The organism is Hafnia sp. HMSC23F03, assembly GCF_001816025.1.
GTDB lineage: Bacteria > Pseudomonadota > Gammaproteobacteria > Enterobacterales > Enterobacteriaceae > Hafnia > Hafnia paralvei.
In genome coordinates this window covers 394787-419001 of record NZ_KV824214.1, presented here as the reverse complement: position 1 = coordinate 419001, position 24215 = coordinate 394787, and the positions used below count along the sequence as shown (strand labels likewise).

Genomic DNA, 24215 nt, shown 5'->3' with positions numbered 1-24215 from the left:
ATTTTATTGTGCCTGCTTCTTCTAAAATATTAACAGCTCGACAGCCTGACCGTCATATCTTTGATGATGTTGTCAATAAATGGAAAGAAATGCCGCCTGACCCCAAGGACGTTTTACCAGGATATATTAAATATAAAGATTTTATTAAATCGCTAAACCATAATTTTAGTGAGTATAGAGTTTATTATACCGAAGCTTATGTTGGAGAAAATGTTGAACGTGGCTTTGGTATAAGAATTGTTGCTACTACAAAAGCGGGTCAGAATGTTGAAACATTTTATGAGTTTTCCACGAGTGCCAGAAATGGAACTCGATGGAAAATTATGTCGGATGCAACAAACGGACTTTATGCAATAAAGAACAGTAATCTCATAGGGAAAATTGGAGAGAATAAATTCTGGCAACTATTGGAAAAAGACAGAAAGATTACGCTTTCATATCCTACAGTTGGAAAAAATGTGGCGGAGACGGTAGAGCTTACACTGCATAAAGACGCCCGCCTGATGCGGCTTGAGTATCAGGGGGGTGGAAATGGGGTAGATATTGTGACAAAGGTGATTCCTGCCAATCCACCGCCTGAATGGATGTGGTTGATTATTGAACTGAAAACGTCTGCAGTGCATAATCTGGACGCTGAAGGTTTTAAATCAGTCAGTCGGGCAATGTCAGAAGTTCAAAAGAAGGGGTTGATACAAGTTGATAAACACGTTAATGATGCGTTGCGTGCGTATAAGACTGGTAATCCATACAATCTCTCTGTTGAAGATGCGGAGAATGTTGCAGACCTAAAGGATGCTTTACGTTTAGTTGATAAAACTGGAGAAAATACCAACATTGCAGGGTTATTTATTACACAAGGACTTGACGATAAGTTTGAATATGTGAAAAATGCTAAATATACCAAAGGAATGAGAATTGTTAAAGAGTGGTTTAATGGCGGGAAAATATTAAAATGACAAAGACGAATCAAGATGTAATAAAACGTTATGATGAGATCTATAGCTTTTATTTAAAGTCAGTTAGTATTATAAATTACGATTTTTATAAAAATCAATTAATCAGAATACCTGTTAAAGGGAAGCGTGATTTTGAAAATGCTTCTCTGGAAAAAAAAGATTTATATGCTAATTTGATGTTCGAAAACTTAAGTCAAGAATATTTAGATGGATTTATTGATGCCTCACATAAGAATCAGCGATGTGATAACCAATATCTTTGTGATTTTCTAGCAATGAAAATCATGGAAATATTAATTGTTTATATACATACTGGCGAGCCTAGGCCTTATCTTGAAGGTGCAGATAAAATAGGATTGTCTTTACTGACCCTTTTGGCCTGTAAGCAATTTGATGTAGTGGAACGGCTTTATGAGGAACTTATCAACTCGATTACTAATGGCACTGCGAAGAAGTCAATTACACATGGTGAGAGCTCACCTGAAGTACAGAAATTATTTGTACTGGCTGTAGAAATGTTAGCCAGTGAAAGAAAGCAGACCGTTGACTGGGCTGCAGCAGGGATCCCTGTGGAACGTTTTTATCTGGATTTTGTTCGCGAAGCACTCTACAGCCGTGATGATGAAGTGCTGAATAAATGGCTGACTGCGCTCTGTGACCAGCATTTGAAGTGGTGTTCCCGATTTCCTGCTGTACCTGCCGAAGCATTTGGTTACGATATTCCAATATGGATGGGATTATGGCCGTTTGAATATCAGGCAGTGAGGAATTTCAGGGCTAAGCATGGGCTGGATACGCCGGAGATTGAACACCCGCTGATAAACACGGTGTTTGCCCGTATGCCGGAACCTGATTTCAGCCAGTGGCAGAAGCCTGACTGGTTTGAGGATTTCTGTGCGAACTTGTTTGAAGTTAACCCCGATATTAGTTTTGTCAGGGATATATTTTTCATGAAAAAAAGCTGATAAATAGAAGAGCTGATGCTATGAGACTGACGGCGGAGACATATCAGGCAATTGACGAGTTCAGACATGAGCGTTTCTTTATGCGAGGAGCCGATTTATTAATATCAAATTATGCGCAGATAGTTAAGGAAAGAGGTCTTACGCCAGATGTGCTCCGGCTAGTGATAAAACAAAGTTTTACTTGGTTGACAGGAAAGGGATTTCCCAGTCCTCTTCTAGCAATGCGCATTGCCTGCGCCAAGCTATGTTTTGGTTCATTTTTTATGGAAGATACCCGATATAAAGTATTGGGGAATATTATAGAGGAGCATATCAGAACGTATGAAATTAACGATGAAGATCGTATCCATGACTTTATAATTACACACCGCGCAAGTTGGCAAACCGACTGGTTTACTAAACACCTTCCTCTCATCTGGAGGCTGTGTATTTCCCGAAACATTATCCCCAATGCAGCATCTGAATGGCCATCCGCAGGCAGTATCTTTCGTCAGTTGTTTGATGTTGAAAAACACTCCTCACAACTTTTGTCGGAGGATACTCGGCAGGCTGTCTTTCAGCAGTTAATGAAGAGTTCCTCAGTAGCCACCGTTACTGTCGGAAGTGGTGAACAACTTCAACTATTGCTGGCTATTGCACAGTATTACGATGGCTACCGTTGCTTTGATGATCCGCTTCAGCCCCGGTGGTATGGATTGACGGCGTCTGAAAATCAACAGCACCTGCCCTGCCGGCTCCAGGAACTATTTACTCCACGAAGACAAGGATAAATATAATGAGCAAACCCGTAGCACTTCAAGGACACAACCATACCTGCCCGCAAGTTGACCCTGGGCCGACCCCCCATATCGGCGGCCCGGTAAGTGAATGTCAGCAGAGTTTCGTCACTTACAATGGAATACCGCTGGCGCTGGTAGGCGATAAACTTATCTGCAAAGGAAGCGGAAGCAAAGATATTATCTCTTCTGGGTCGGCCATCGTAAAAATCAATGGTATAGCCGTTGCCAGAATGGGCGACAATACTGAGCATGGTGGCGTCATTATCGAAGGTCATTCAGGATTAACCTTGTCCTAAATCCAAAAAGAAAACACGGAAAAATGCTTTCCTGACAGAAAAAACACCTTGTTTAGTTTAATGAATAATAATTTACTTCAAAAATTTTTTTTTCCATCAGTCAATTTTAAGGGGGGGGCGTCGCCGGATATTTTGAAATGTGGTTGATATTAAAGGGAGAATAGCAAGAAAGTCATAAGTGTATATTGATTTAATGTTTTGAAGTAATCTTATTAAGTATTTTTTTTGTTGAGTTAATTATATTTATATATAAATACTAGTGACAGTATGTTCAACTTATTGTTCATTTGACAATTGAGTGTAATTTTAGAGCTAGTATGAGAAAAAATAATTTAATCTTATATTGTTTATTGCATTTGTGAGGTTTTGTTTTGCTGATATGCAGATTATTAAAAATAAATAAATCACATTATATAGAGGCAACTCATAACGATGAAGATGATTCTATTGTATGTAGCAAATGGCGTTTGAATATCAAGAAAATAAAAAAATATTTACATTGAGTGAACGATTTAAGAAAGGTGAACTATGGGGTATTACTGGCTCTGGGTTCCGTGTGAAATATCAGAACGATTGATTTATAATAATAAAGAATGGTTTTTTCTATTAATGCGGCTGCCACAGCTGAATGGTCTGATGGTAAGGATATTATATATTTGGGATGCACAAAAGAAGAGTGCGGCTCCATGTTTATAATGCCATATATGGGGCGTGGCAATCCAGTTTATTAATTTTTTAGTAAGTTCGAGTTAAAGCCGTTAAAGGTACATATACTTATTTTGGAGAATCAAATGTGCCCACAGTAGCCCGGCTCAGTGATAAAGGTATCCAGCACGACGGTTAATTACGAAACCGTGATTATTGCAGGTTCGCCAACCGCATTTATTGACGACCTGCCTGCCACCCGACCCGTTGATGCCGCATGCCAGACTGGAACATCCATCTCATACGCGTAAGGGGGCTGTGGTACTACAGCCACTATGCAGAGAGTCTGAACGGGCAGAAAGAGCTGTGCGGGATATAAGAAAAGATGAATCGGGCAATGGAATTCATTCAGGAAAAGATCATCAAAAGTATGTTTTTCGTACAAATAAAACAGCATTTTTTGTTTGAAAATTACACTATTTACTGCTCATAAAAGCTACTTTTCTACTATCAATTATGATCAACTATCTCCTGATAAATAAAGGAGATAACCGATGAACCTGGAAAAATTAATGATGCACATATCCATTATTCCTGATTACAGACAACCATGAAAAATCGAACATAAATTATCAGATATTCCTCTTTTTACGATACAGATGAAAGGACCCGAAATATACGTTCGTTATTATATAAGTTCAGCGGATTTAAATGCAGAGAAGTTTGCAAGATCAATAAGGGGCACTGGCACATTGAAAACCGTTTGCACTGGTGCCTGGATGCGGTGATGAACGAAGATGATTGTCGAATAAGAATAGGGAACGCCGCTGAATTATTTTCAGGCATAAGACATATAGCGGTGAATATTCTTCGACAGGAGAATGTATTCAAGGCGGGATTGAGTTGCAAGATGAGAAAAGCGGCGATGGACAACAACTATCTGACTACAGTCCTTGCAGGCTGAGGGGGGGCGTAATCTTGCACTATTGTGATGGTTATGAACAGCTCAGGGTCGCCACTGAATACCGTTATGACGCTAAGCACCATCTGGTCAATGTCATATAAAAATATGATTTTAGCTATCTGCATTAAGGATGCTTTAATAATTATGGCAACTTTCTCAAAAATTTTCTTTGTGCTTTCTCAAATGTACATTGCTTTAGCGTCAGTACTTTTTGTGACGGGGCATGTTCTTAAAGATCCTATGCAAAATGCTCTTTACTTATTGTATGCATTAACTTTACCCGTAGTTTCTGTGGTGCTTTTTATTTTGTGTTGCTGCATAGCAATACTAAGAAAAAACCTTTTATTAGGTGTAGTTAACCTGATAAATTTCATGGTCCTTGCGCTATTGTTTGTCTTTCTAATTGTTGTGTAATAAGTAATAAGTAATAAGTCATTTAAATATCAGCACTCGCAGTGCAGTCTCTAATTTGGCTAAACGCATAGGATTTTGGGGACCTCTCTTAGCTGGCGCAGGCAACATAGATAATTATTTAATATCTTGCTAAGGCTACATAAAGAAAAACCCGCCATTGGCGGGTTTGGTATGAATTCATTATGGGGGGAAACCTGAGCACTAAGACTGCTCACTCAATACCGCTTCTGGATGCGCTGTAACCGCCGATTGTTCTGCGGCATGACGAGCTAAACAGCGAGCCACTGAGTCCGTGGTTTGCCCACGCAGAGCTTCACGTTTGCGGAAAGCGGAGCGGTGCTGGCTCTTCACCGTTTCAATATCGCGCTCCGGTTCACTTTTGGGTAAGTAGAACCATCCTTCCCTATCTATCTCGCCGCCGCACTCTTCCCAGAAACTATCGTAACTGGATTTTAAACGCTGGCTTTTGATATGCGCTTTATTAGATATGCCAACAATTGATGAAACTCCCAGTGATTGAGCGATCGCATACAGTGCAGAGATCAGCAAATTCTTTGGTCGCATACCATGCATCAGCTTGGTCATGCTTTTAACCAGGTCAGCCGCATTTTCCGAGGCCGGGCCTTGTAAACCGCTTACAAATAGCTCGCCTTTATCGCCAAATGAAAACGTTAAGCCGTATACTTCCTGCTGATGCTCATTAAACAGGTATAGCCCTAAATCACCTTCACGAGTGAATTTAGAACGCATGAGCTTAAGTTGAGCGAAGTCTCCACTTTTAAGCTCAATATCAGCTAACACAATACCTTGGTTCATCGGAGAATACATTTTCTCAAGAGCTTGATGCGAGAAGCTGTTCTCAATCATATCGAGCGTGGCCATCGCCGTTCTCAGTTTCTGTTTACCAGACCAATTACGGTTGAGATATTTATTGACCGGACGTTTGATAAAAGGATGTGCGATCGTATTAGTCACAGGGTTCAATAACTGCGAACTATAATAATCACGGCACATCTTTTTATATTTAATATATTTAAACGTCGGTAATACAGCAATACGACAACCAAGTTTAACGGCATCATATCCGCTGTTCAGAGAACGCCATAAGCTGCTCTGGTGCCGCCATTTTTTGAAAAAGCTCATATTGGCCCCAACAAATTAATAATAGTTATATAACCCAGCTGCAGATGGCTCCCTGTGGCAGATCTGATGGACGGGAGAAGCTGAGATCGAATTAACCCTAAGTTTGAGCTATACGAACTCAACCAAACATAAACAAAAGGTGGATTATAGAAGTTGAAGTGTAATTCCAAGAGAATATAGCGGTATTATTCTATCCCGCAAGTAAAAACAGCGACACAATATCTCGATGAGTGTGTTTAACGATGTGACCGAATACCTCTTGATAACAACAGCTTGTGCTTGCTGAGCAACATATTCCACTCATCAATGCAAGACATATCCTGTTTTGGTCATCCTAGCTAAGATAGAGCGGCCTCATAAGAGGCCACGTCTTAATCAGCAATAGAAGTGACAATATTTTTTAGCTGCTGTTGCTGCTGCTGGCTAAGCTCATGCGCCGCAGAATAACCTTTATTCTGGATAATCACTTCACTTAAGCCCACCAGCCAATCGTAAATATAGAATCCGGTATTATTAGATGGCGTGACTGAAAGCTTAGTTAAACGCAAAGAGTTTCCCCAGCTCGCTGTTTTCATCGCCGGTGGTTTAGCAAAGATCTTTTGTCCACGGTTTACACGGCTATCAGGCCGCAATGATTCGGGTATTTGCTGGAATCCTAACCATGCGACAAAATCGCCCAGCACGCTTAATACGCGTGAAACCTGACGATCCACCAGCATATCTATCCTTGCGCCTTCATTCTCAGTCCCTGACAACGCATGTGATAAAGCCGATGCAATATGCATACGCACACTGGCCGTTATCAATTCTTGTAACAGTAGTTCTAACTCAGGCTTGCCCAAACCCAATAATGCTAATAACGCACGATTCTCCGCCAAGTTGTGTAGATGGTTAATCCAATATTGATATGCGTGATTGGCAAAATTGGTCTCGGTTTGCTCTTCTGATTTTACGAAGTCTTCCTCAGGAACAATGTTTGCGACCAAGTCGATATTCATCTCAATGCCAAACGGATCGCCATGCATAATTGGTAGTTCGTTATCACTGTGGTTCCCCGAAACAACCGTTGAATTAGCCTGATTATTTAGCTGTAGATACAAACCACGCAGCTCATCCCGAGTGGGTAATAACCGTTCGAGCAGCTCACCATGCACTCCGGTTCGGGTTTGTAGCGCCTTAAGCAACGTTTGAGAAATTCGAAGCTTCTCTTTTTCCTCTTCTTCCTCATCCAGCGCTAACCAGTTGCCTAACAGATGATCAGCCAGCTCACGCCGCAGCGATTCTAACCTCAGATTCAGACGCCTCAGGTTGGTTTCGCTGTTCACCTCCGTCGCTAAATAATCCACCATGCGACGAACACCGCTTTTATCGATCACCAGCATCGACCCCCAGCTTTCACCCGGCAATCCCACATATCGCTGAACCGCGTCATCGTAGCTCTTATTTTGGGTTACGCGCAGGTCAAACGGTGTAAGCGCCCAAATCAACGCAGGTTTACGCTGCTCTGTATCTCCTAACGTACTTTTTGCCCAATGAGCCAGAATTTTACCCACTGACTGCGTCGTGGTTTTTTCACTGACTGCGGTACATACCATCAATGCACCAAGCTGTTGGTTATCGGCATAGCGTTCTAATAAACTCTGTGCTTTGGCCCGTTGCAAAATGCCGTTCAGTGATGATGAAGGCTCATATTCGCTTTCCAGAGAGCGACCCATGCCGGGAAAATCCAGTACGTCAGTCTGCTGAAATAGCGGTTCCCGAGCTGCGCCAGCTAAAGGCAGCGTGATTTCAAATGTCAGCAACGCCAGTTCAGCAATGGAAAGCTCTACTGGTTTCGCGGTTTTGCGGTTGATGAGTGGACAAACCTGTACGCTAAAATCAAGCGGCGAGTTAGCATTTTCCAGCACTTTAGGGCTCAATATCCCTTCGGCTGGCAGCTGCATATCATCGACCAGAACGCTTAACGGAACCGCGACTTTCTCCGCACAGGATAAACGCTGTAAAATATGGCTAAAACAGGCATAGGCCGATGTCAGTTCGTCTACCCCATTCCACAGCAGTGAGAACAATCGGGCGCGATGATCTACGCTCAAATACGGCGCAAGCCTTACCGCCGACGGCCAAAAAACACGGTTCAGCCGTTTGCCGCGTGAGCCAATGCGGCGATTCACCGCATCCCACAGCGCGACAACATCATCTTCGCTCAATCCCGTCACAATGTCCGGCTGACGCAACGTTGATAGAGCCGCTAAATGCTCGTCGATAACGCCTTCATCCAGTTCCTGATAGTCAAACTCTGATGAAAAATCATTGAGAAACGCATCAACCAGCATTTTGGCGATCTCATATTCTCTCAACAACGCCAGCTCAATAGGGTAGTCATGGTTATCTATCCCCTTGCGGCGAGAGAATCGAGTGACGATACCGCAATCCTGATTTCTGGGGTTGATATGAGTGAGAAAATCCAGCGTGCGCCCCGCCAAATGGACTTCTAACCGCTCATTTTCATTTGCAGCTAGCACGTGGATCAAATGTGATTTTCCCGCCTGAGATAGCCCCCAAAAACCAATACTCGGCGGGCTTTGTGGCGAACACTGTAAAGCCGTGAGCTGATGATGACAGCGATAAAGTTTTATTCGCAGGCTATCTGCTTCGATATTCAACCGATGGGAGTGCTCGCGCGCGTTATCCACCCAATCAATTGCCTGAGTCACGCTATGTGCAATCGTCTGTAACTGGCTATTTATCTGCTTTGCATTCAATGATTTCATGAGATAAATACGCTCCCACTGTCGATCCAATAATGGGCGCTATCCGATAAAGTATTTAATTTCAGTTTTAAATGGTGCAAAGGTACCGAACTACCATCATCAAGTTTTACATCGGAAAGGGTAAAGCACTCAGGGCCTTGCTCATCGTTCATCGCTACCACGGCTAGCTTCACATACAGCACACTTTCCCCGGCGACTTTGCGCGCCAGTTGCTGATCAGTAATGGATAACCGATACAGCGGTGAAGCAGGCCAACGGTCGTTCTCTAATTGACGAAACCCAAGGCATAACGGCCCGCGCATCTGAAATACGTTGTCGCTTGGCAGCATAAATTCGGGGTCATCAAGATCGATATCGCTATAGCACACATCGTTGCTCATTAATGCTTGATGGCTATCAAGCATGCCTAAGTAACGCACCGTTGAATATGGCTGAAAATCACCGGCCTTACAGTTAAAGCTCGCTAAGCGTAAATTCACCGCTAACAGGCAAATCATGGCGCCAACGGCCGCCGTTGATTTTGGATTATCTATGCGTCCACGTTTGTTAAACGGATACCACTCGCTGGTGTGATAACCTTCAAGCGGCAAAATTCGGTTGATTGGCAGCGGTTGAAGATGACGGAACAACGCCTGAATACCAGGAAAGCGCGAGGGTCTACCGGTCAGTAGTAATACATCGCAGGAATACAGAGCGACCACTTCGCATAACGAACGCAGGTTTTGCGTAATACGCATGCGCGGAGAAAGAAACTCAGCATGTAACTTACTTAGTTTTAGGATGAGCGGCACCTGTAAAACATCGAATGGAACGGCGTCGGCAGGCTGGGCCCGTTGCACATCATTATTGATATAGTTCAGTACGCTATCCGTTGGTTGCTGGCTTAATAGTTCGCCGAAGGTAGTATCCATCTCAGCGCCGCTATCGAGAGGATCGTAGCCTTCATAACGCTCCAGAATAGCGCGCCCGATAGGGCTAAAGAGCTGCAAGGTGGCTTGCTGTCGCAGCACGGATATACCTTCACCGCCAAACAGTTTCGCCATCCGCTCATCTGCATCTATCACGCCAGCTTTCCTGCATGCAGTCTGCAACGCTGGCAAGACATATAGGCGAATGACATCTAACAAAATGTCATCTCCTGCCAGTTTAAAACCTTCACGGAATAACAGCCGTGGCGTTATTTTGACATTGCTTCCAGCCCCATCATCCAAACGATACTGTGTGATCGCCAAATCTGTTGTGCCGCCACCAATATCGATTGACGCGATACGTAACGTTTTGCCCACGGTTTCCCCTTCCGCTAGCTCACGATCGGCACGAGCCTGACTGGCAAAGAATTCTTCAGTGCGTCCGCCAAAGTTAACCTGCGTTTCGTTATAGAGATAAACCATCTGTCCACAGGTGGCTTCATCCCACTCCATCTGCACATCAGGAACGGGAACCGTGCTTTTTGCGCGATCGCTTTCATGGGTAAAGTCATCGTCAGCGGGATGCCAGCCCATGCTTTTCCATACCAGACCAATAGCCTGATACATACGCCGACGGAAGATTTCGCGCTCTGGTTTTGGCATTGCAGAAGGCAGAGTCAGGATAATACTGCGTAGCTGGCGCGGAGCCGCTGAGTGCGTCATTTTCAAACGCTGGGCGACGCTGTTTATCTGCATCAACGCCTGTGCCAATAACTCAGAAAGCATGAACGTCATCAGCGAACTACGGCTGTAGTGCGCGGAAAAGACAGGGAGACGCTCCTCTAAAGGCAGTTCGTATAGCGGCTGGCCTTCGTCATTGAGCAGAAAAGTCAGCGGCAGCGCGGTTGCCAACGTCTCTTGCTGCGTTTGCTCCAGCGAATTAAAACGCCAACCATGCATGTACGGCTCTTCATCCCACAGGTAGCGACGCGGACTGGAAAGCCCAGTCGATCCTTCCGTTCCCACTCTCTGAAGCGCCATACGGCTGGCCTCTCGGCCGACACGCACGATTGATGGCCAAATAAATGCCTGTTCGCGTCCACTTTCAACAGAGAAATTACGTTTGCCAAATTCAGCCTGTGCAAACTCAACTCGGCTGTCGAACAGTTCGTTATACACATAATGCGGCTGGCTCATGTCACGTAACTGCAGCTCGTAGGTCTGCTTTAGCCCGTTATGCTCATCGAGATGATCTTCAACCAAAATTCCGCAGGTGTGGGAGTTACCAACGTCCATAATCAGATCGACATGCACAGTCGGTTCTTGCAGCGTATGTGTATTCATTTTAATCGTTGGCACATTCAACTGATTACCCAATAAATGCAGTAAATTCAGGTAGTGCGCCTGATACTCAAACTCGCGTAGCGCGGTTTGAATACCGACCGAATGACGATCTTCCTGTAGCGTAACCTGCTGAATGAAGACTTCACGCAGCCAACCATCCACCCAAGTAAGATCCAGAAATTCGCCCAACTCTTCACTGCGATATGCCAATGCAAATCCAGCGCCGGTTTTCACATCATTTTCACTTGGCGCGAGCGATTCCGCATTGTGAATATCGGCATAAACCGCCGTATCAAACGCCATGCACAGGCGATAGGTATTGCCATCGCGATCGGGTTCATCTAACGCCAAAATCTGCATCCGCGCCCAATTGTCTGGTCCCCCTAAGAAAGTACGCGGCGGATTGAAACGGAAAAATGGCAGCGGCAACCAGATTTTATTGAGTAGCCGCAGAGAATGCTCTAGAGGAATACTCGACTCGGGTTTTACTCGCTCCGGCTGAGTCCCTGCTGGAGCCGGCAGCCAATAGGTGTCACTTTCAGCATTGTGCAGCAAACGTAGCAGTGGGCCATTCGCGGTTTGGCGAACAAACTTTCCCGGTAGCTCGGAGGAAAAATTGGGCTTTAAGGCAAAGTCTAAAAACTGGACACCGCTGTTCTGAATGAGTGCAACCTGATGTTTATAATCGGAAATTGTGGCTAACATGGTTTATTCACCCATTATTTACTGAGACGATTTGCCAATGCGTGTCATATTCATTGGCAAAAGAGTGTCGGCGTCATAGCGCCCTTTGCATTCGGCTACGTCGTTCTCACCTGCTTTGCAGATAAGCTGTGGAATCTTGTAACGTGAACCATCGCTGCATTTCGCTTTAATTCGGCTATCAACCACTAAACTTCCTGAGCTCATGAGGCCGGTTGTGACATTCGCACTACAGCTAATCCCATCACCGTGGGTAATTTTCACCGTGCCTTTGCTGTTTTTTATTTGATACACCAAACTTGGTGGTTTGCCGGTTCGCGGCGTTTTGATGTCTAAACTGGCGCGCCACTTTCCATTCATGAAACGCGTTGAGCCCATTTTTACCGCCTCTGCGGGCATCACTAATGCATTAGGCGCAGCGGCTGTCACCGGTGTTTCCTCCACCTTTATCTCTGGCTTTTTCTCTATCGGAGCTGGTGGCGCTGGCTCTGGCGAGGCCACGTGAGCGACGGGTAAATGCGTGGTCGTCACTAAGGTTTTGGCCGCGAGAGCAGGTTTTTTAGTCACGGCGGCTGTTTTAACCTCTGGCTCAGAAGGTTTGGCCGCTGGTGCATCTCCTTTAGCTCGTATCTGGACAAACAAGATCCCTAAAGCGATCAGCGCTAGAGGTAGCCACCAAAGCTGACGCCAGTCACGGCGAGGACGCGCTGTTTGAGCATCAACGGGAGTCGGGCTAGTGTCCGAAGAATCGTCAACGGTAGATGCTTGTTGGGAAACCGTGTTTGCAAGCGCAACAGAAGGAACGGTAATAGGGGGTTTTGTTGGTAATTCGGTGATAGCCAGTTTTTCTGGCACGGTGTCAGCGATGGCTGCGCGTAAGCAATCAAAGGCATCGGTTCGAGATTTTTTATCGAGATTAACGAATCCCCAGAATGTTAATACCGGTTTACCATCAACTAAGAAAACATGATTGGAGCCAGGAAACTGCATCGCCTTAGCAAGCAAAATACCAAACAAGCGCAGCGCAGGTTTATCCGAGTTTTGGGCTTTAAGGCTGAGGACGTTGGCCGTTTGCTGGCAATGCTCTAGCTGGCGCAACGCTGAGGCGCGTTCTTCATTGCTGGCGGCTATCCAAGATGTGACTTTCCCCGCGATTGGCGCATACCAATCTATCCGATCGCCTCGTTCATTTGGCTGAGGGATCGCGAGGCTATCAGCGATAGTCTGTTGATGGCGCAGTCGCAGAGTTTCTCTGAGCTGCAAAGCTGAAGCGTAAACGGGCTGACCGTTTTCACCCAGTGCGAGAAAATCATCCAAGCTGCCGCTGCGTAATAATTGTTTTGCCACGAAAAGAACCTTTTGATAGACGCCTGACTACAGCGGCTACTTTAAGGCTTATGTTGCAAATCAAACGGTCAAAAAAGTGGCTAAAATGGCAAATACTTGGTCAATCACCTCGCGTATAACTGCTTTACTTTATCCATCCTAGGCAAGATCTACTCTGTCCAACGCTCTTAAATCGCAAACACGGCGTGTCATCTACCGATGCTTAGAGGCCTTAGTGTCTCATATTCTCACCCATGTGAATCGTTTTTGGAGCAGGGGGATTCTGCTGTTTTAGTGCATAGGTTGTGCGTTAACCTCCAGAGCAATGTGACCATCATCACAGTTTATATCTGCATGAATTATATCACTATTTACTATGATTTATTTTCTATGAAAGCGATTGCTTAGCCGCATATATATTTATATAAAATCTTATTTTCTGTATTTTTATTCTCTAATAATAAAAAAGTTTATTCTCTATAGTCATCTTCCTAAATTTAAAAATAAGTAAATCATTCGACGTCATTTCTATACAAAAATTTACTCATTACGTTAAAGAATAAAAGATATTTATTTTAAGTCCGCATTGAAATTACAGCGTATAAATATCAGTCGCTTGTAAACGCAATAAATCGGAATATTCCTACCGAAAGTGAGTTTTTTTTAAACACAAACTAAACAAACTAGTATAAAAAACACTATCCATTGATTTCATTGACAAAAAAATAATTCAATTTTCGTACAGGGATCGCTATTATTATCTAGCGTCTTCATTTTTGTGATTAATGTCACATGATGATATAGTTTCACAAGTAAAATACTTATTAAGTTGGAATCTATCATGAAAAAATTAACTAGCCTGGCCGTTATTATCGGCTTAGCAACTTCAGCTTCTGCTTTCGCTGCAAACTCAGACAACACTGGTTATTATGCCGGTGCTAAAATGGGTACCAGCCTGGAGCAAATTCACGGTCAGAAATCTGCAGCTGGTAGCAGCGTTCCACGCGACACCAAACAAGCAGGCACCGCTGGTCTGGTATTCGGTTATAACTTCCAGAATGAATTTAACCTGCCAATCCGTGCAGAATTAGATTATTCATTCCGTGATACTACTGATACCGATCACTTCATCAAAGCTGACAACACTCGTACTCACAACCGTGTACGTCTGCAGACCGCTATGCTGAACGGTTACTACGACATCAATACCGACACTGCTTTCACTCCATACATCAGTGCTGGTATCGGTTACGCTAACGTAAACCTGAAAAACACTCAGGATGGCGTAAGCCGTTCTGGTAACGGTGACAACTTCGCGTGGAGCGTTGGTACTGGTGTTTCTTACGCTATCAACAACCACCTGGATCTGGATCTGGGCTACAAATACCTGGACGCTGGCGATGCAACTGCACAAGCTTCCAAAGTTAAAGTGGCTACCCACGATTTCACCGCTGGTGTTAACTACTACTTCTAAGAGTGTTTCCTCTAGGATTTTCGCCTAGAAAACCTCTAAAAGTATGTTTAATAAAAAACCCGCTTCGGCGGGTTTTTTTTCGGGGAGACGCGTCCTAAACGCCCCTTATCCCTCCTCAACGCCTTTCCGTCTTGTCGCAATTGTTTTATCCTCCCGCCCCGTAATAACCGTATTTCTGATTTGTTTTGGAGCACTGTGTGGCAACTAAGCTGAGTAATCAATTGCTGGAAGATATTCTGGCTCAGGTACGCCCTTTAATTGGGCAGGGCAAAGTTGCGGATTACATTCCAGCATTGGCTGAAGTACCGGCCGATAAACTGGGGATTGCGGTTTGCACCGTAGACGGTGAAACCTATCAGGCGGGCGACGCCGATGAGCGTTTTTCAATCCAGTCGATCTCAAAGGTATTGAGTCTAACCGTGGCGCTTAGCCGTTATGCTGAGTCGGATATCTGGGCTCGAGTTGGGAAAGAGCCATCAGGGCAACCCTTTAACTCCCTACTACAGCTAGAGTTGGAGCAGGGGAAGCCACGCAACCCATTTATCAATGCTGGCGCATTGGTAGTGTGCGATATGTTGCAGTCGCGTCTGAGCGCGCCTAAGCAGAGAATGCTAGAGGTGGTGCGCGCCCTGTCTGGCGAGCCGGATATTGTGTACGACGCTCGTGTGGCGCGCTCCGAGTTCGAACATTCAGACCGTAATGCGGCCATCGCCTATCTGATGAAATCGTTCGGCAACTTTGATAATGACGTGATAACGGTGCTGCAAACTTATTTCCATTACTGTGCTTTAAGAATGAGTTGTATGGAATTAGCGCGTACTTTTGTCTATCTTGCCAACAACGGGCATTCACCTGCGTTGGAAGAGCCACTCATCAATGAGCGGCAGAACCGCCAGATTAATGCCATGATGGTTACCAGTGGCATGTATGATGGTGCTGGCGAATTTGCCTATCGTGTCGGGATGCCCGGCAAGTCAGGCGTGGGCGGCGGAATTATTGCCGTTGTCCCCCATGAAATGAGTATTGCAGTTTGGTGTCCTGAACTGGATGCCTCTGGCAACTCACTGGCGGGAACCGCTGCGCTTGAAATTCTTGCGCAGCGTATTGGCCGCTCGATTTTTTAGGAGACAAAGAACGCATGATTCGTAAATTAGGATTATCTCTACTGATGTTGACCGCGTGGCAGGCTCAGGCGGCATGGGAATGTAATGTGAAGCCACAGGATGACATCATTGTTAATCCTCAGCAGGTACAAATCGTAGGTGCGAGTGGCAACCTTACTATCGATAAAAACGGTAATATGACCCGCGATGGCAAAGCCGTTACGCTGAGCGCCAAAGCGCAACAGCAGGCGGTGAATCTGCAATCGGGGATCCGCAAAGATTTCCCATGGATCGATGAGGGGGCGCAGACTCGTTTGGAAAAAGCGCGCGTTTCTCTGGATAAAGTTATCGTTGAGCAGGTTGGCAGCGATAGCAACATTCGTAATCGATTGACCAAACTGGATTCTCAGCTAAAAGAACAGATGCAGCGTATTCTAGAAAAACGCAGCGATGGGTATACCTTCCATCATCAGGCGATTTCTAAAGTTGAGCAGGAAGGCCAGAATCTTGTTAACCAGACCATGGGTGGCGTCTTACAAGACAGCATCAATGAGATGGGGCTGAAACAGGCGGCAAATGCGACTAAGTCTGATAACCCTCTGCAGGCCATCATGGGCAATCTAGGGGGCTTACAGCAGGCGATTCGCTCCGAGTGGAGCAAGCAGGAAGATGATTTCAAATCTTTCGGCAAAGACGTATGCAGTCGTATTACCACGCTGGATACTCAGCGTCAGGCTCTGTTGAAAGAGCTACCAAAGGCGTAATCGACAAAAATAATTTGCCAGCCCCTTGGCTGGCAAATTAATCATTTCACTGAATTCACGACGGGTTTCTGTGACTTACCTGAAAACAGGTAGCGCAGCAGCGGTACGCGTCGGTGGATTTCATATAGCATCAGCGAGCCCAACACCACCAGCGTGACGCCAACAGCGAAGCCAAGCAGAGGTTGGGGATGTACATTCTCCATCAGGCTTCCGTAGATAATCGTGAGTGGATGGTGTACCAGATAGATAAACAGCGATGCTCCCACGAAGTACGTCACCCCGCGCGATTCCCTATTCAGCAGTCGATGTCCCAGAGTTAACACGACCTTTGTCATGGTGAGACCAATGATGAATATCAGGCAAAACTGCACGCTGAGCTGTAGCGGCGCAAATACCTGAGTATTTTCATTGAGCAAATACAACCCGACCGATGCCGCAGCAATCAGACCGTCAATGAATGACACTCGAGTGATATTTTCTTTATGTTTGATATGGACAAACGCCACTGCGCCGAGCAGATAAAACGGTAAGTACATCAGCGTATTAACCACTAAAAAGTTAAATAGCGCAGAGCCTGTCACCGCGGGCATCAACAGTGTAGAAAGCTTATGAAGAAGGGCGAAACCGACACCGAGAGCAATAAAAATCGGTAACAGGGCACCGGTGGACACTTTGCTCCATAGACCACGATTGACGATAGCGTTGAGCAGCGGGGCGCTTATCACCGTCAGCAGGCTCAGCGTAAGTAAAAACCACAGATGCGAAACTAAATACCAGACGCAGATGTTAGCTTTTTGCCACGGGTCGGATTGCGCCCAATCGCTGATCCCGGTGGTGTGGTGCAAGATGAACCAAAACTGTGGCAGCGTGATAAGCACCATTGCCGTGGCCATCGGAATGAGCAGTCGGGTTAGGCGAACATTCAGCCACTTCTTCAACGGATAGCGCTGGTACAGCATGCAAGAAAAATAGCCGGAAATAACAAAAAACACCTGCATGCGAAATGCATGAATGAAGTCATTAAACAAACTTAGCGGCAGGCTTTCTGGCGTGCTGTTGACCACCCAATGGTGAGCCGAATAGACCAGTGAAACGTGAAAAGGTATCCCCAGCAGCATGAGCGTGGCGCGGATATAATCTAGATAGTGTTCTCGTTGGATAGTTTTAGCCAATGCGTTGTACCCAAAAATCCTGTCAGATAAGCATTAAAGTGGCGTAACTCTAGGGAGATAATGAACGTCGGGCAAGTGCCGACGCACATTTTTGGATTAATCTGCACATAAGCGTAGCTTAAATAAGAATTACTAGCAGATTTAAAGCGTTGGCTCCTGCTGAGCTGAGGAGGTAACGACTAATTCTACTTGCTGTTGTTGCAGCAAAGCACTGAGCGCAGCAGGAGGTTCATCGTCTGTAAATAATGCGGTCGCTTTCCCCACATTGCCGATTTCCACCGCCGCAGATGCATGGAACTTGGTATGGTCGGCTGCAAGTAAAATATGCCGTGAATGCGCCATCATTGCTTTGACTACGGTGGTTTCGTTCACATCAAAATCTAACAGGCTACCATCCGCTTCTATGGCACCCATGCTGGTAATCAGATAGTCGGCGCGAAATCCTTCCACAAAGGAGACTGCACTGGGGCCAATAATGCCGCCGTTATGAGGTCGCAGAGTGCCGCCGGGAACCATCACCTCGAACTCCGTATTTTTATACAGAATATGCGCGACTCGCAGGCTGTTAGTGATAATGCGTAAATGACTGTGGTTCATCAGGGCACGAGCGATATGTTCTACGGTCGTTCCAATGGTGATAAATACCGTGGAGCGATCGGGAATATAGTCGGCGATGGCTTCGGCTATCGCCATTTTTTCATTGGTATAAGAGATCTCTCGTTGCTCAAAGGCGGTGTTTACCACGCTTGAAGCACGTCCCGCGCCACCATGATGGCGTGAGATCAGTCCCTGATCGCTGAGCTTGCGAATGTCTCTACGTACGGTTTGCGTTGAAACATCTAAAAGTTGTGCCAGTTCATCAATGTTCATATACCCACGCTGAGCGATCAATTGGATCAACTGATCGTGACGTGGATTACCCGTTAATTCGGTCAGACTCATGTTTATTTCTCTTCAATGGGTCATGTTATTGATCATTTTATACAAAACGAGTGAGGAAAGAGTCAGTTTGATCACAATCAGGGATGCCAGCGCGCCCACCCGGTCGGGTACATTTGAGTGCCGCCACGGCGTTAGCATAGCGTACTGAGGCAGCAATATCAGGTTGGCGACCGAGCGCCACGGCGAGTGCTCCGTGGAAAACATCGCCAGCGCCGGTGGTATCGACGACTTCAACGTGAAATCCCGCCTGATGCTGCAACTGTCCGTGCTGCAGCCAAAAACATCCTTTCTTACCTTGGGTGACATAAACTTGAGCATTTGTGTCATTTTCTGCCATCTGCAGCGCGCGGTGAATGTCATTTTCGCCTGTCATGCGTTGTAATCCGGGCTCAGAAAATGCTGCGTGGTCTGCTAACGCGACCAGTGGGCGGATATTCTGCGGTGTGACATCTGCATCAAGTAAGGTGGTGACTCCCGCTTGTTTTGCCAGCGTAAACGCCGTCAGCGTGCCCTGATGCCAGCGCACATCGGCAAGGACCACGTCGTATTGGCTGAAGTCTATTGCTGTTAGCCATTGGGCATCATCAGGCAAATCAGGGCTTGGGTGATTGATGATGATACGCTCTCCACAGGCATCAACTAAGATGGCTGACTGAGACGATCTGGCCTGCGAGTAACGCTGGGTGAATGCCGTATTTACGCCGTAAGACTCAAGTTCATTGAGTAGCGTATTTCCCGTCGCGTCGTCACCGACACGGCCTATAAAATCAACGTTAGCGCCCAGTCGTGCCGCTGCAACAGCCGCCGTTGCTGCAGGGCCGCCTCCTATTTCCCGATAGTCATGAGCTACGTATTTCCCACCACCTGTAGGTAATTTGTCGACGTAATACAACCTGTCCTGTACTGCAATTCCTACGCATGCAATTCGAGTCATGACTTGTTCCTCTAAAGTGTTAATGCCCTTTCCGCACCCAGATGCATACCGCGCTTATTCATTTTTACACGGCTCTCTGACGAGAAGCGTTGGATAGGGAGGTTGCACGATCCATCACTGATTATCAGTAAAACCAGCCTTCGATCACGATGCCGCTATTTTAATTCTCCCAAATGTTAAAAGAGTGATGGCTGTCAATTTTTTGACCATAAATTACAAATACGATCAAAAACAGACAAAATATTCCATCAATGAACCCAAAGTGACATTGAATGACAGGAGAGTGAAATGGCAAAGATCGCTTTTATCGGGCTAGGGCAAATGGGGTTACCCATGGCCAGTAACCTGCTTAAGCAGGGTCATCAGCTAAGTGTGTTTGATATCAGCACTCAAGCGATGGCGCAGTTAGTGGGAAAAGGTGCACAGGCATGTCATAGCCCAGCGGATGCAGCGCAGAACGTGGAGTTCGTTATCACCATGCTGCCAAACGGTGATTTGGTGCGAGAGGTGTTATTCGGTGCTGAAGGTATCTGCGCCACGCTTTTACCGTCGGCGTTGGTGATTGATATGTCCACCATTCATCCGCTGCAAACGGACAAATTGATTGCTGAGATGAAGGATCGCGGTTTCAGCATGATGGATGCCCCCGTTGGACGCACCTCAGATCACGCAATCGCAGGTACCTTGCTGATTTTGGCCGGTGGTACTTCAGAGCAGGTGGAGTATGCAACGCCAGTATTGATGGGGATGGGTTCTGAGCTGATCAACGCTGGTGGGCCGGGGATGGGGATTCGCGTCAAGCTAATTAACAACTATATGAGCATCGCTTTGAACGCGCTTTCGGCCGAGGCCGCGGTGCTGTGTGAGGCGCTAGGGCTATCGTTTGATGTTGCGCTGAAGGTAATGAATGGCACTCCGGCAGGCAAAGGCCACTTCACCACGTCATGGCCAAATAAGGTACTTAAGGGAGATCTCACACCTGCTTTCATGATCGATTTGGCTCACAAAGATTTGGGGATTGCGCTTGATGTCGCGAATCAACTGCATGTCTCGATGCCAATGGGAGCAGCTTCACGCGAGGTTTATAGCCAAGCGCGAGCCAGCGGTAGAGGGCGTCAGGATTGGACCGCTATTTTGGAACAGGTGCGAGCAGCATCAGGCCTGAAAAAATAATCGTAGTTTGTTTATTTTCAAATAATTAAGGGGCTGATGCTCAGCTCAAAAGGGAGAATAAAATGCCTTATATATCCGGTAATACCATGATCCAACAGGCGTGGAGACACGGCTATGCCATTGGCGCATTTAGCGCTCACAACGCAGAAACGGTGCGTGCCATTTTACTGGCGGCACAGGAAGAACAATCACCGGTCATGATTCAGGTCGGACAAAAAGTGATTAGCGTGATGGGGCTAAAGCCGATGAAAGAGATCATCGATGCTTTTATGCACGATATCACGGTGCCCGTTTGTATCCATTTGGATCATAGCCGCAGTTTTGAGCAGACCATGCAGGCAATCCAGTGTGGTTTCCAGTCGGTCATGTTCGATGGTTCTCATTTGTCCTTTGAGGAGAACGTCCGTATTACCCGTGCGGCATCCGAGGTTGCCCATGCGCTAAATATCGGCATGGAAGGTGAAATTGGCAAAATTGGTGGCACCGAAGATGATATTTCCGTGGATGAAAAAGATGCGCTAATCACGAGCTGCGATGAGGCACTACGTTTCTCCGAAGGAACTGATGTGGATTATTTGGCGGTCTCTATCGGCACCGCGCATGGCGTCTACAAACAGGAACCTAAACTCGCATTTGGACGCCTGCAAGAAATCCGTGAAATCGTGAAAAAACCGATTGTGTTACATGGCGGCTCAGGCGTTCCTGACGATCAAATTCGCCAAGCTATTGCATTAGGTGTTGCCAAAGTAAACGTCGATACTGAGCTGCGTCAGGCCTTTACCCAAGGGCTTTGCGAAGTATTAACCAACGATCCTGAAGAGTATGCGCTGGCTGTCTCTCTGGGTCATGGACGTGACGTGATGAAAGAAAAAGTAATCGAAAAAATCCGCTTATTTGGCAGCAATGGCAAAGCGTTGCAATTCTGAATATTCATTAAAGGATTAAGAACATGACGACCATTCAACGCCAGCATTTTGGCGAACACCTAGGGCAAACCGTTTCTCTTTTCACATTAAGCAATAGCCAAGGTATGCGCCTGTGTGTCACGGATTACGGATGTATTGTGACCCAGCTCTGGGCTCCCAACCGAGATGGAAAATCAGAAGATGTGGTGATGGGGTTTGATGATTTGGCTTCTTATCAGGCGGGTCATCCATTTTTTGGTGCTATTGCCGGACGATGCGCCAACCGCATTGCTGGGGGACGTTTCAAAATTGACGGGCAAGAGTATCTGCTTGCTACCAATGAAGCGCCGACTGGACAGCATTTGCACGGTGGTATCCGTGGTTTTGATAAGTATGTCTGGCAAGCGCAGGAAGATGGCGACGGTGTGATTTTTAGCCGTACCTCCGTGGATGGAGAAGAAGGCTATCCGGGAAATCTCACGGTGTGTCATCGCATCGGTCTTACTGATGACAACGTGGTGACATTCGAGTTTGAAGCGCAAACGGATAAACCGACGCTGGTGAATCTGGTGAACCATAGCCACTACAACCTACGCGGCCATACTCACCTTATCCACGATCAACAGCTCAAAATCGATGCCGATTTCATGACGCCGGTCGATGAATCCACCATGTTGCCGACAGGCGAGATTGTTCGAGTTGCCGGTACGGCGTTTGATTTTCGCAACGCTCGTCGCTTAGGGGATGCTATGCAACAGCGTGCGGCACAGGACTTCGATATGAATTATGTCTTGAAGCCAACCGACACTGACTTACATCCGGCAGCCACGATGATTTGCCCACACAGTGGGCGTGTCATGGAGGTGCATACCACGCTACCAGGTGTGCAGTTCTACAATGCATTCAAGCTTTCTAACAAGGTTTGGAATGGGAAAGAAGGGCACCGTTATCAGGCATTCTCCGGGATTTGCCTTGAGACACAAGCATTCCCAGACAGCATTCATTTTCCTCATTTTAGCAACGTTGTTTTGCGCCCAGGGCAAACATATGCCAGCCGCACCGAGCATCGTTTTCGCGTTATTGCTTAAATAAATTAATTACTGGAAGCAACATCATGTCAAATAAAGCAAAAGTCGGCGTTTTAGCGTTAGGACGTAATACCTTTGATGTGCCCTATGCCCAGGAAATGTTACAGCAGGCGTGGCATTCACTTTCATTGATGGATCTCGAGCTGGTGGGTGAGCCGGAGCTGCAGTTCGATGCTGAGTCAGCGCTGAAGGCACTGCCCGCGCTGAAGCAGGCCGATCTTGATCTGCTGCTGATTTTACAGGTGACGTTCACCGATGCTTCGTTAACCACCGAAGTGATCCGCGACTTTCCGGTTCCAACTGCGATGTGGTCGTTTCCGGAAGCGCGTACAGGTGGGCGTCTGCGTCTGAATTCATTTTGTGGTGTGAATCTGGCTTGTCATGCCCTCAGCCGTGAAGGAATCAAGGTTCAAACGATTCACGGCGCGCCAGATGATGCGAGCGCGATAAATGAATTGCAACAACTAGCACTGGCGGCGGCAATCGTGCGTCGCTTCAAGCAGACCAAGGTGATGGTTATTGGCGAGCACCCATTGGGTTTTGACGCTTGTAACTACAACCAGCAACAGCTTGAACAGCACTTCGGTGTACAGGTTGCCCGTCAGCCGGTGTTGTCATTTATTGATGAAGTTAAAGCGCTACCTGATAGCGTGGCGGATGCCCCTTATGCACGCCGTGCAAAAGATTTCCCTAATCTTGGGGAAATGGATCAGGATGCGACGCGTAAAACCCTTAAAGTCTATTCCGCACTGCAGGCTAAAGCCTTGCGTGAAGGTTATTCCGGCATTGCAGTGCGCTGCTGGCCAGACTTTTTCACCGATTACGGCTGTGCGGCCTGTGGTGCGCTAGCGCTGATGAATGAAGACAAAGTGCCGTGTGGCTGTGAAGCTGATATGTTCGGCGTCCTGTCCTCTCTGATGGCTCAGTGGGCATCTGGGAATGCTGCGTTTAACACGGATTTGGTAGACATCGACCCGCAAAATAACAGCGTTGTGTTCTGGCACTGTGGACAAGCACCTATCGAAATGGCCGACCGTGATGGACCCGTTCAAGCCACCATTCATTCCAACCGTAAGTTACCGCTGCTGTCTGAGTTTGCGCTCAAACCTGGACGTATCACCTTATGCCGTATCACGCAGGGCGAGGGGAAATTACGCCTGATGTTAGCCGGTGGCGAAATGATCAAAGCACCGTTGGCCTTCTCTGGTACCGCTGGCACCGCACGTTTGGATGTTGATGCCGATGTTTATCGTAAGCGTTTGATCGACGCTGGAATGGAGCATCACACGTCGCTGGTCTACGGCGAGCACCGCCCTCTGCTACGTAAAGTGGCGCAGTTGCTCAATCTTGAGGTTGTTGAACTGAGCGAGTAAGCGCTCTCTTTCTCAATTGGCATAAGCCCCTTCTCTGAGAAGAGAAGGGTAGGTCAGCTTGTCTAGAATTCTCA

The 24215-nt window shown here is 46.5% G+C and carries 19 protein-coding genes and 1 pseudogene; 13 read left to right on the top strand and 7 right to left on the bottom strand.

The genetic code is table 11. From position 1 onward, the window contains the following. The first annotated feature begins 8 nt into the window (after positions 1 to 8). The 6 genes and pseudogenes from HMPREF3091_RS07645 to HMPREF3091_RS07620 all read left to right on the top strand — a co-directional run bounded on the left by HMPREF3091_RS07645 (position 9) and on the right by HMPREF3091_RS07620 (position 5019). Positions 9 to 956, top strand: coding sequence for a hypothetical protein (locus HMPREF3091_RS07645; RefSeq protein ID WP_070715125.1), 948 nt, complete (start codon positions 9 to 11; stop codon positions 954 to 956). After that, positions 953 to 1921: a hypothetical protein gene (locus HMPREF3091_RS07640; RefSeq protein WP_083321386.1), complete on the top strand. Its 969-nt coding sequence runs from the start codon at positions 953 to 955 to the stop codon at positions 1919 to 1921. Before HMPREF3091_RS07645 ends, HMPREF3091_RS07640 begins: the two co-directional genes overlap by 4 nt. Before the next feature lie 20 nt (positions 1922 to 1941). Continuing rightward, positions 1942 to 2691 carry a hypothetical protein gene (locus tag HMPREF3091_RS07635; protein WP_070715123.1) on the top strand — a complete coding sequence of 250 codons (750 nt, stop codon included), beginning with the start codon at positions 1942 to 1944 and terminating at the stop codon, positions 2689 to 2691. 5 nt (positions 2692 to 2696) lie between these two features. Next, positions 2697 to 2996, top strand: coding sequence for a PAAR domain-containing protein (locus HMPREF3091_RS07630; RefSeq protein ID WP_070715121.1), 300 nt, complete (start codon positions 2697 to 2699; stop codon positions 2994 to 2996). A 1313-nt stretch (positions 2997 to 4309) separates the two neighbouring features. Beyond that, positions 4310 to 4605, top strand: a pseudogene (locus HMPREF3091_RS22135) (ISAs1 family transposase); the annotation flags it as partial. Between the two features lie 66 nt (positions 4606 to 4671). Then, complete coding sequence (locus HMPREF3091_RS07620) at positions 4672 to 5019, top strand: hypothetical protein (RefSeq protein ID WP_070715117.1); 348 nt, start codon at positions 4672 to 4674, stop codon at positions 5017 to 5019. A gap of 201 nt (positions 5020 to 5220) precedes the next feature. On the opposite strand, the gene HMPREF3091_RS07615 is transcribed toward HMPREF3091_RS07620, so the two are convergent. The 4 genes from HMPREF3091_RS07615 to HMPREF3091_RS07600 all read right to left on the bottom strand — a co-directional run bounded on the left by HMPREF3091_RS07615 (position 5221) and on the right by HMPREF3091_RS07600 (position 13234). Further along, positions 5221 to 6162 (bottom strand): VirK/YbjX family protein, encoded by a 942-nt coding sequence (locus HMPREF3091_RS07615; RefSeq protein WP_070715115.1) that lies wholly within the window; start codon positions 6160 to 6162, stop codon positions 5221 to 5223. Positions 6163 to 6533: 371 nt separating this feature from the next. After that, a complete protein-coding gene (locus HMPREF3091_RS07610) occupies positions 6534 to 8933 on the bottom strand; it encodes a virulence factor SrfC family protein (protein ID WP_070715112.1) in 2400 nt (799 codons plus the stop codon). Continuing rightward, the gene (locus HMPREF3091_RS07605; protein ID WP_070715110.1) at positions 8930 to 11890 is read right to left on the bottom strand and encodes a virulence factor SrfB; all 2961 of its coding nucleotides are present in this window, start codon (positions 11888 to 11890) and stop codon (positions 8930 to 8932) included. Before HMPREF3091_RS07605 ends, HMPREF3091_RS07610 begins: the two co-directional genes overlap by 4 nt. 18 nt (positions 11891 to 11908) lie before the next feature. Continuing rightward, the gene (locus tag HMPREF3091_RS07600) at positions 11909 to 13234 is read right to left on the bottom strand and encodes an SrfA family protein (protein ID WP_070715108.1); all 1326 of its coding nucleotides are present in this window, start codon (positions 13232 to 13234) and stop codon (positions 11909 to 11911) included. 820 nt (positions 13235 to 14054) lie between these two features. On the opposite strand from HMPREF3091_RS07600, the gene HMPREF3091_RS07595 reads away from it, so the two are divergent. The 3 genes from HMPREF3091_RS07595 to HMPREF3091_RS07585 all read left to right on the top strand — a co-directional run bounded on the left by HMPREF3091_RS07595 (position 14055) and on the right by HMPREF3091_RS07585 (position 16554). Continuing rightward, entirely contained in the window at positions 14055 to 14687 is a 633-nt protein-coding gene (locus tag HMPREF3091_RS07595) for an outer membrane protein (RefSeq protein ID WP_004093418.1), read from the top strand. Positions 14688 to 14884: 197 nt separating this feature from the next. Next, the gene (gene glsB / locus HMPREF3091_RS07590) at positions 14885 to 15811 is read left to right on the top strand and encodes a glutaminase B (protein ID WP_004093414.1); all 927 of its coding nucleotides are present in this window, start codon (positions 14885 to 14887) and stop codon (positions 15809 to 15811) included. A 14-nt stretch (positions 15812 to 15825) separates the two neighbouring features. After that, the gene (locus HMPREF3091_RS07585; RefSeq protein WP_070715106.1) at positions 15826 to 16554 is read left to right on the top strand and encodes a YggN family protein; all 729 of its coding nucleotides are present in this window, start codon (positions 15826 to 15828) and stop codon (positions 16552 to 16554) included. 41 nt (positions 16555 to 16595) lie between these two features. Here HMPREF3091_RS07585 and mdoC read toward each other — a convergent pair whose 3' ends face one another. The 3 genes from mdoC to HMPREF3091_RS07570 all read right to left on the bottom strand — a co-directional run bounded on the left by mdoC (position 16596) and on the right by HMPREF3091_RS07570 (position 19602). After that, entirely contained in the window at positions 16596 to 17726 is a 1131-nt protein-coding gene (gene mdoC, locus HMPREF3091_RS07580) for a glucans biosynthesis protein MdoC (protein ID WP_083321385.1), read from the bottom strand. Positions 17727 to 17867: 141 nt separating this feature from the next. Further along, entirely contained in the window at positions 17868 to 18668 is an 801-nt protein-coding gene (locus HMPREF3091_RS07575; RefSeq protein WP_004093409.1) for a DeoR/GlpR family DNA-binding transcription regulator, read from the bottom strand. 37 nt (positions 18669 to 18705) lie between these two features. Next, complete coding sequence (locus HMPREF3091_RS07570) at positions 18706 to 19602, bottom strand: sugar kinase (protein ID WP_070715104.1); 897 nt, start codon at positions 19600 to 19602, stop codon at positions 18706 to 18708. A 288-nt stretch (positions 19603 to 19890) separates the two neighbouring features. On the opposite strand from HMPREF3091_RS07570, the gene yihU reads away from it, so the two are divergent. The 4 genes from yihU to HMPREF3091_RS07550 all read left to right on the top strand — a co-directional run bounded on the left by yihU (position 19891) and on the right by HMPREF3091_RS07550 (position 24141). After that, positions 19891 to 20775 (top strand): sulfolactaldehyde 3-reductase, encoded by an 885-nt coding sequence (gene yihU, locus HMPREF3091_RS07565; RefSeq protein ID WP_070715102.1) that lies wholly within the window; start codon positions 19891 to 19893, stop codon positions 20773 to 20775. Positions 20776 to 20837: 62 nt separating this feature from the next. Further along, complete coding sequence (locus HMPREF3091_RS07560) at positions 20838 to 21701, top strand: class II fructose-bisphosphate aldolase (protein WP_070715099.1); 864 nt, start codon at positions 20838 to 20840, stop codon at positions 21699 to 21701. 23 nt (positions 21702 to 21724) lie between these two features. Continuing rightward, positions 21725 to 22768: an aldose epimerase family protein gene (locus HMPREF3091_RS07555; protein WP_004093390.1), complete on the top strand. Its 1044-nt coding sequence runs from the start codon at positions 21725 to 21727 to the stop codon at positions 22766 to 22768. A 26-nt stretch (positions 22769 to 22794) separates the two neighbouring features. Beyond that, complete coding sequence (locus HMPREF3091_RS07550; RefSeq protein ID WP_070715097.1) at positions 22795 to 24141, top strand: L-fucose/L-arabinose isomerase family protein; 1347 nt, start codon at positions 22795 to 22797, stop codon at positions 24139 to 24141. Positions 24142 to 24215: the final 74 nt, after the last annotated feature.

Excerpts from the sequence above, each read along its gene's own strand:
- HMPREF3091_RS07640 (WP_083321386.1), top strand. The coding sequence starts at position 953 with ATGACAAAGACGAATCAAGATGTAATAAAACGTTATGATGAGATCTAT.
- HMPREF3091_RS07635 (WP_070715123.1), top strand. The coding sequence starts at position 1,942 with ATGAGACTGACGGCGGAGACATATCAGGCAATTGACGAGTTCAGACAT.
- HMPREF3091_RS07630 (WP_070715121.1), top strand. The coding sequence starts at position 2,697 with ATGAGCAAACCCGTAGCACTTCAAGGACACAACCATACCTGCCCGCAA.
- HMPREF3091_RS07620 (WP_070715117.1), top strand. The coding sequence starts at position 4,672 with ATGACGCTAAGCACCATCTGGTCAATGTCATATAAAAATATGATTTTA.
- HMPREF3091_RS07615 (WP_070715115.1), bottom strand. The coding sequence starts at position 6,162 with ATGAGCTTTTTCAAAAAATGGCGGCACCAGAGCAGCTTATGGCGTTCT.
- HMPREF3091_RS07610 (WP_070715112.1), bottom strand. The coding sequence starts at position 8,933 with ATGAAATCATTGAATGCAAAGCAGATAAATAGCCAGTTACAGACGATT.
- HMPREF3091_RS07605 (WP_070715110.1), bottom strand. The coding sequence starts at position 11,890 with ATGTTAGCCACAATTTCCGATTATAAACATCAGGTTGCACTCATTCAG.
- HMPREF3091_RS07595 (WP_004093418.1), top strand. The coding sequence starts at position 14,055 with ATGAAAAAATTAACTAGCCTGGCCGTTATTATCGGCTTAGCAACTTCA.
- HMPREF3091_RS07585 (WP_070715106.1), top strand. The coding sequence starts at position 15,826 with ATGATTCGTAAATTAGGATTATCTCTACTGATGTTGACCGCGTGGCAG.
- HMPREF3091_RS07575 (WP_004093409.1), bottom strand. The coding sequence starts at position 18,668 with ATGAGTCTGACCGAATTAACGGGTAATCCACGTCACGATCAGTTGATC.
- HMPREF3091_RS07570 (WP_070715104.1), bottom strand. The coding sequence starts at position 19,602 with ATGACTCGAATTGCATGCGTAGGAATTGCAGTACAGGACAGGTTGTAT.
- yihU (WP_070715102.1), top strand. The coding sequence starts at position 19,891 with ATGGCAAAGATCGCTTTTATCGGGCTAGGGCAAATGGGGTTACCCATG.
- HMPREF3091_RS07560 (WP_070715099.1), top strand. The coding sequence starts at position 20,838 with ATGCCTTATATATCCGGTAATACCATGATCCAACAGGCGTGGAGACAC.
- HMPREF3091_RS07555 (WP_004093390.1), top strand. The coding sequence starts at position 21,725 with ATGACGACCATTCAACGCCAGCATTTTGGCGAACACCTAGGGCAAACC.
- HMPREF3091_RS07550 (WP_070715097.1), top strand. The coding sequence starts at position 22,795 with ATGTCAAATAAAGCAAAAGTCGGCGTTTTAGCGTTAGGACGTAATACC.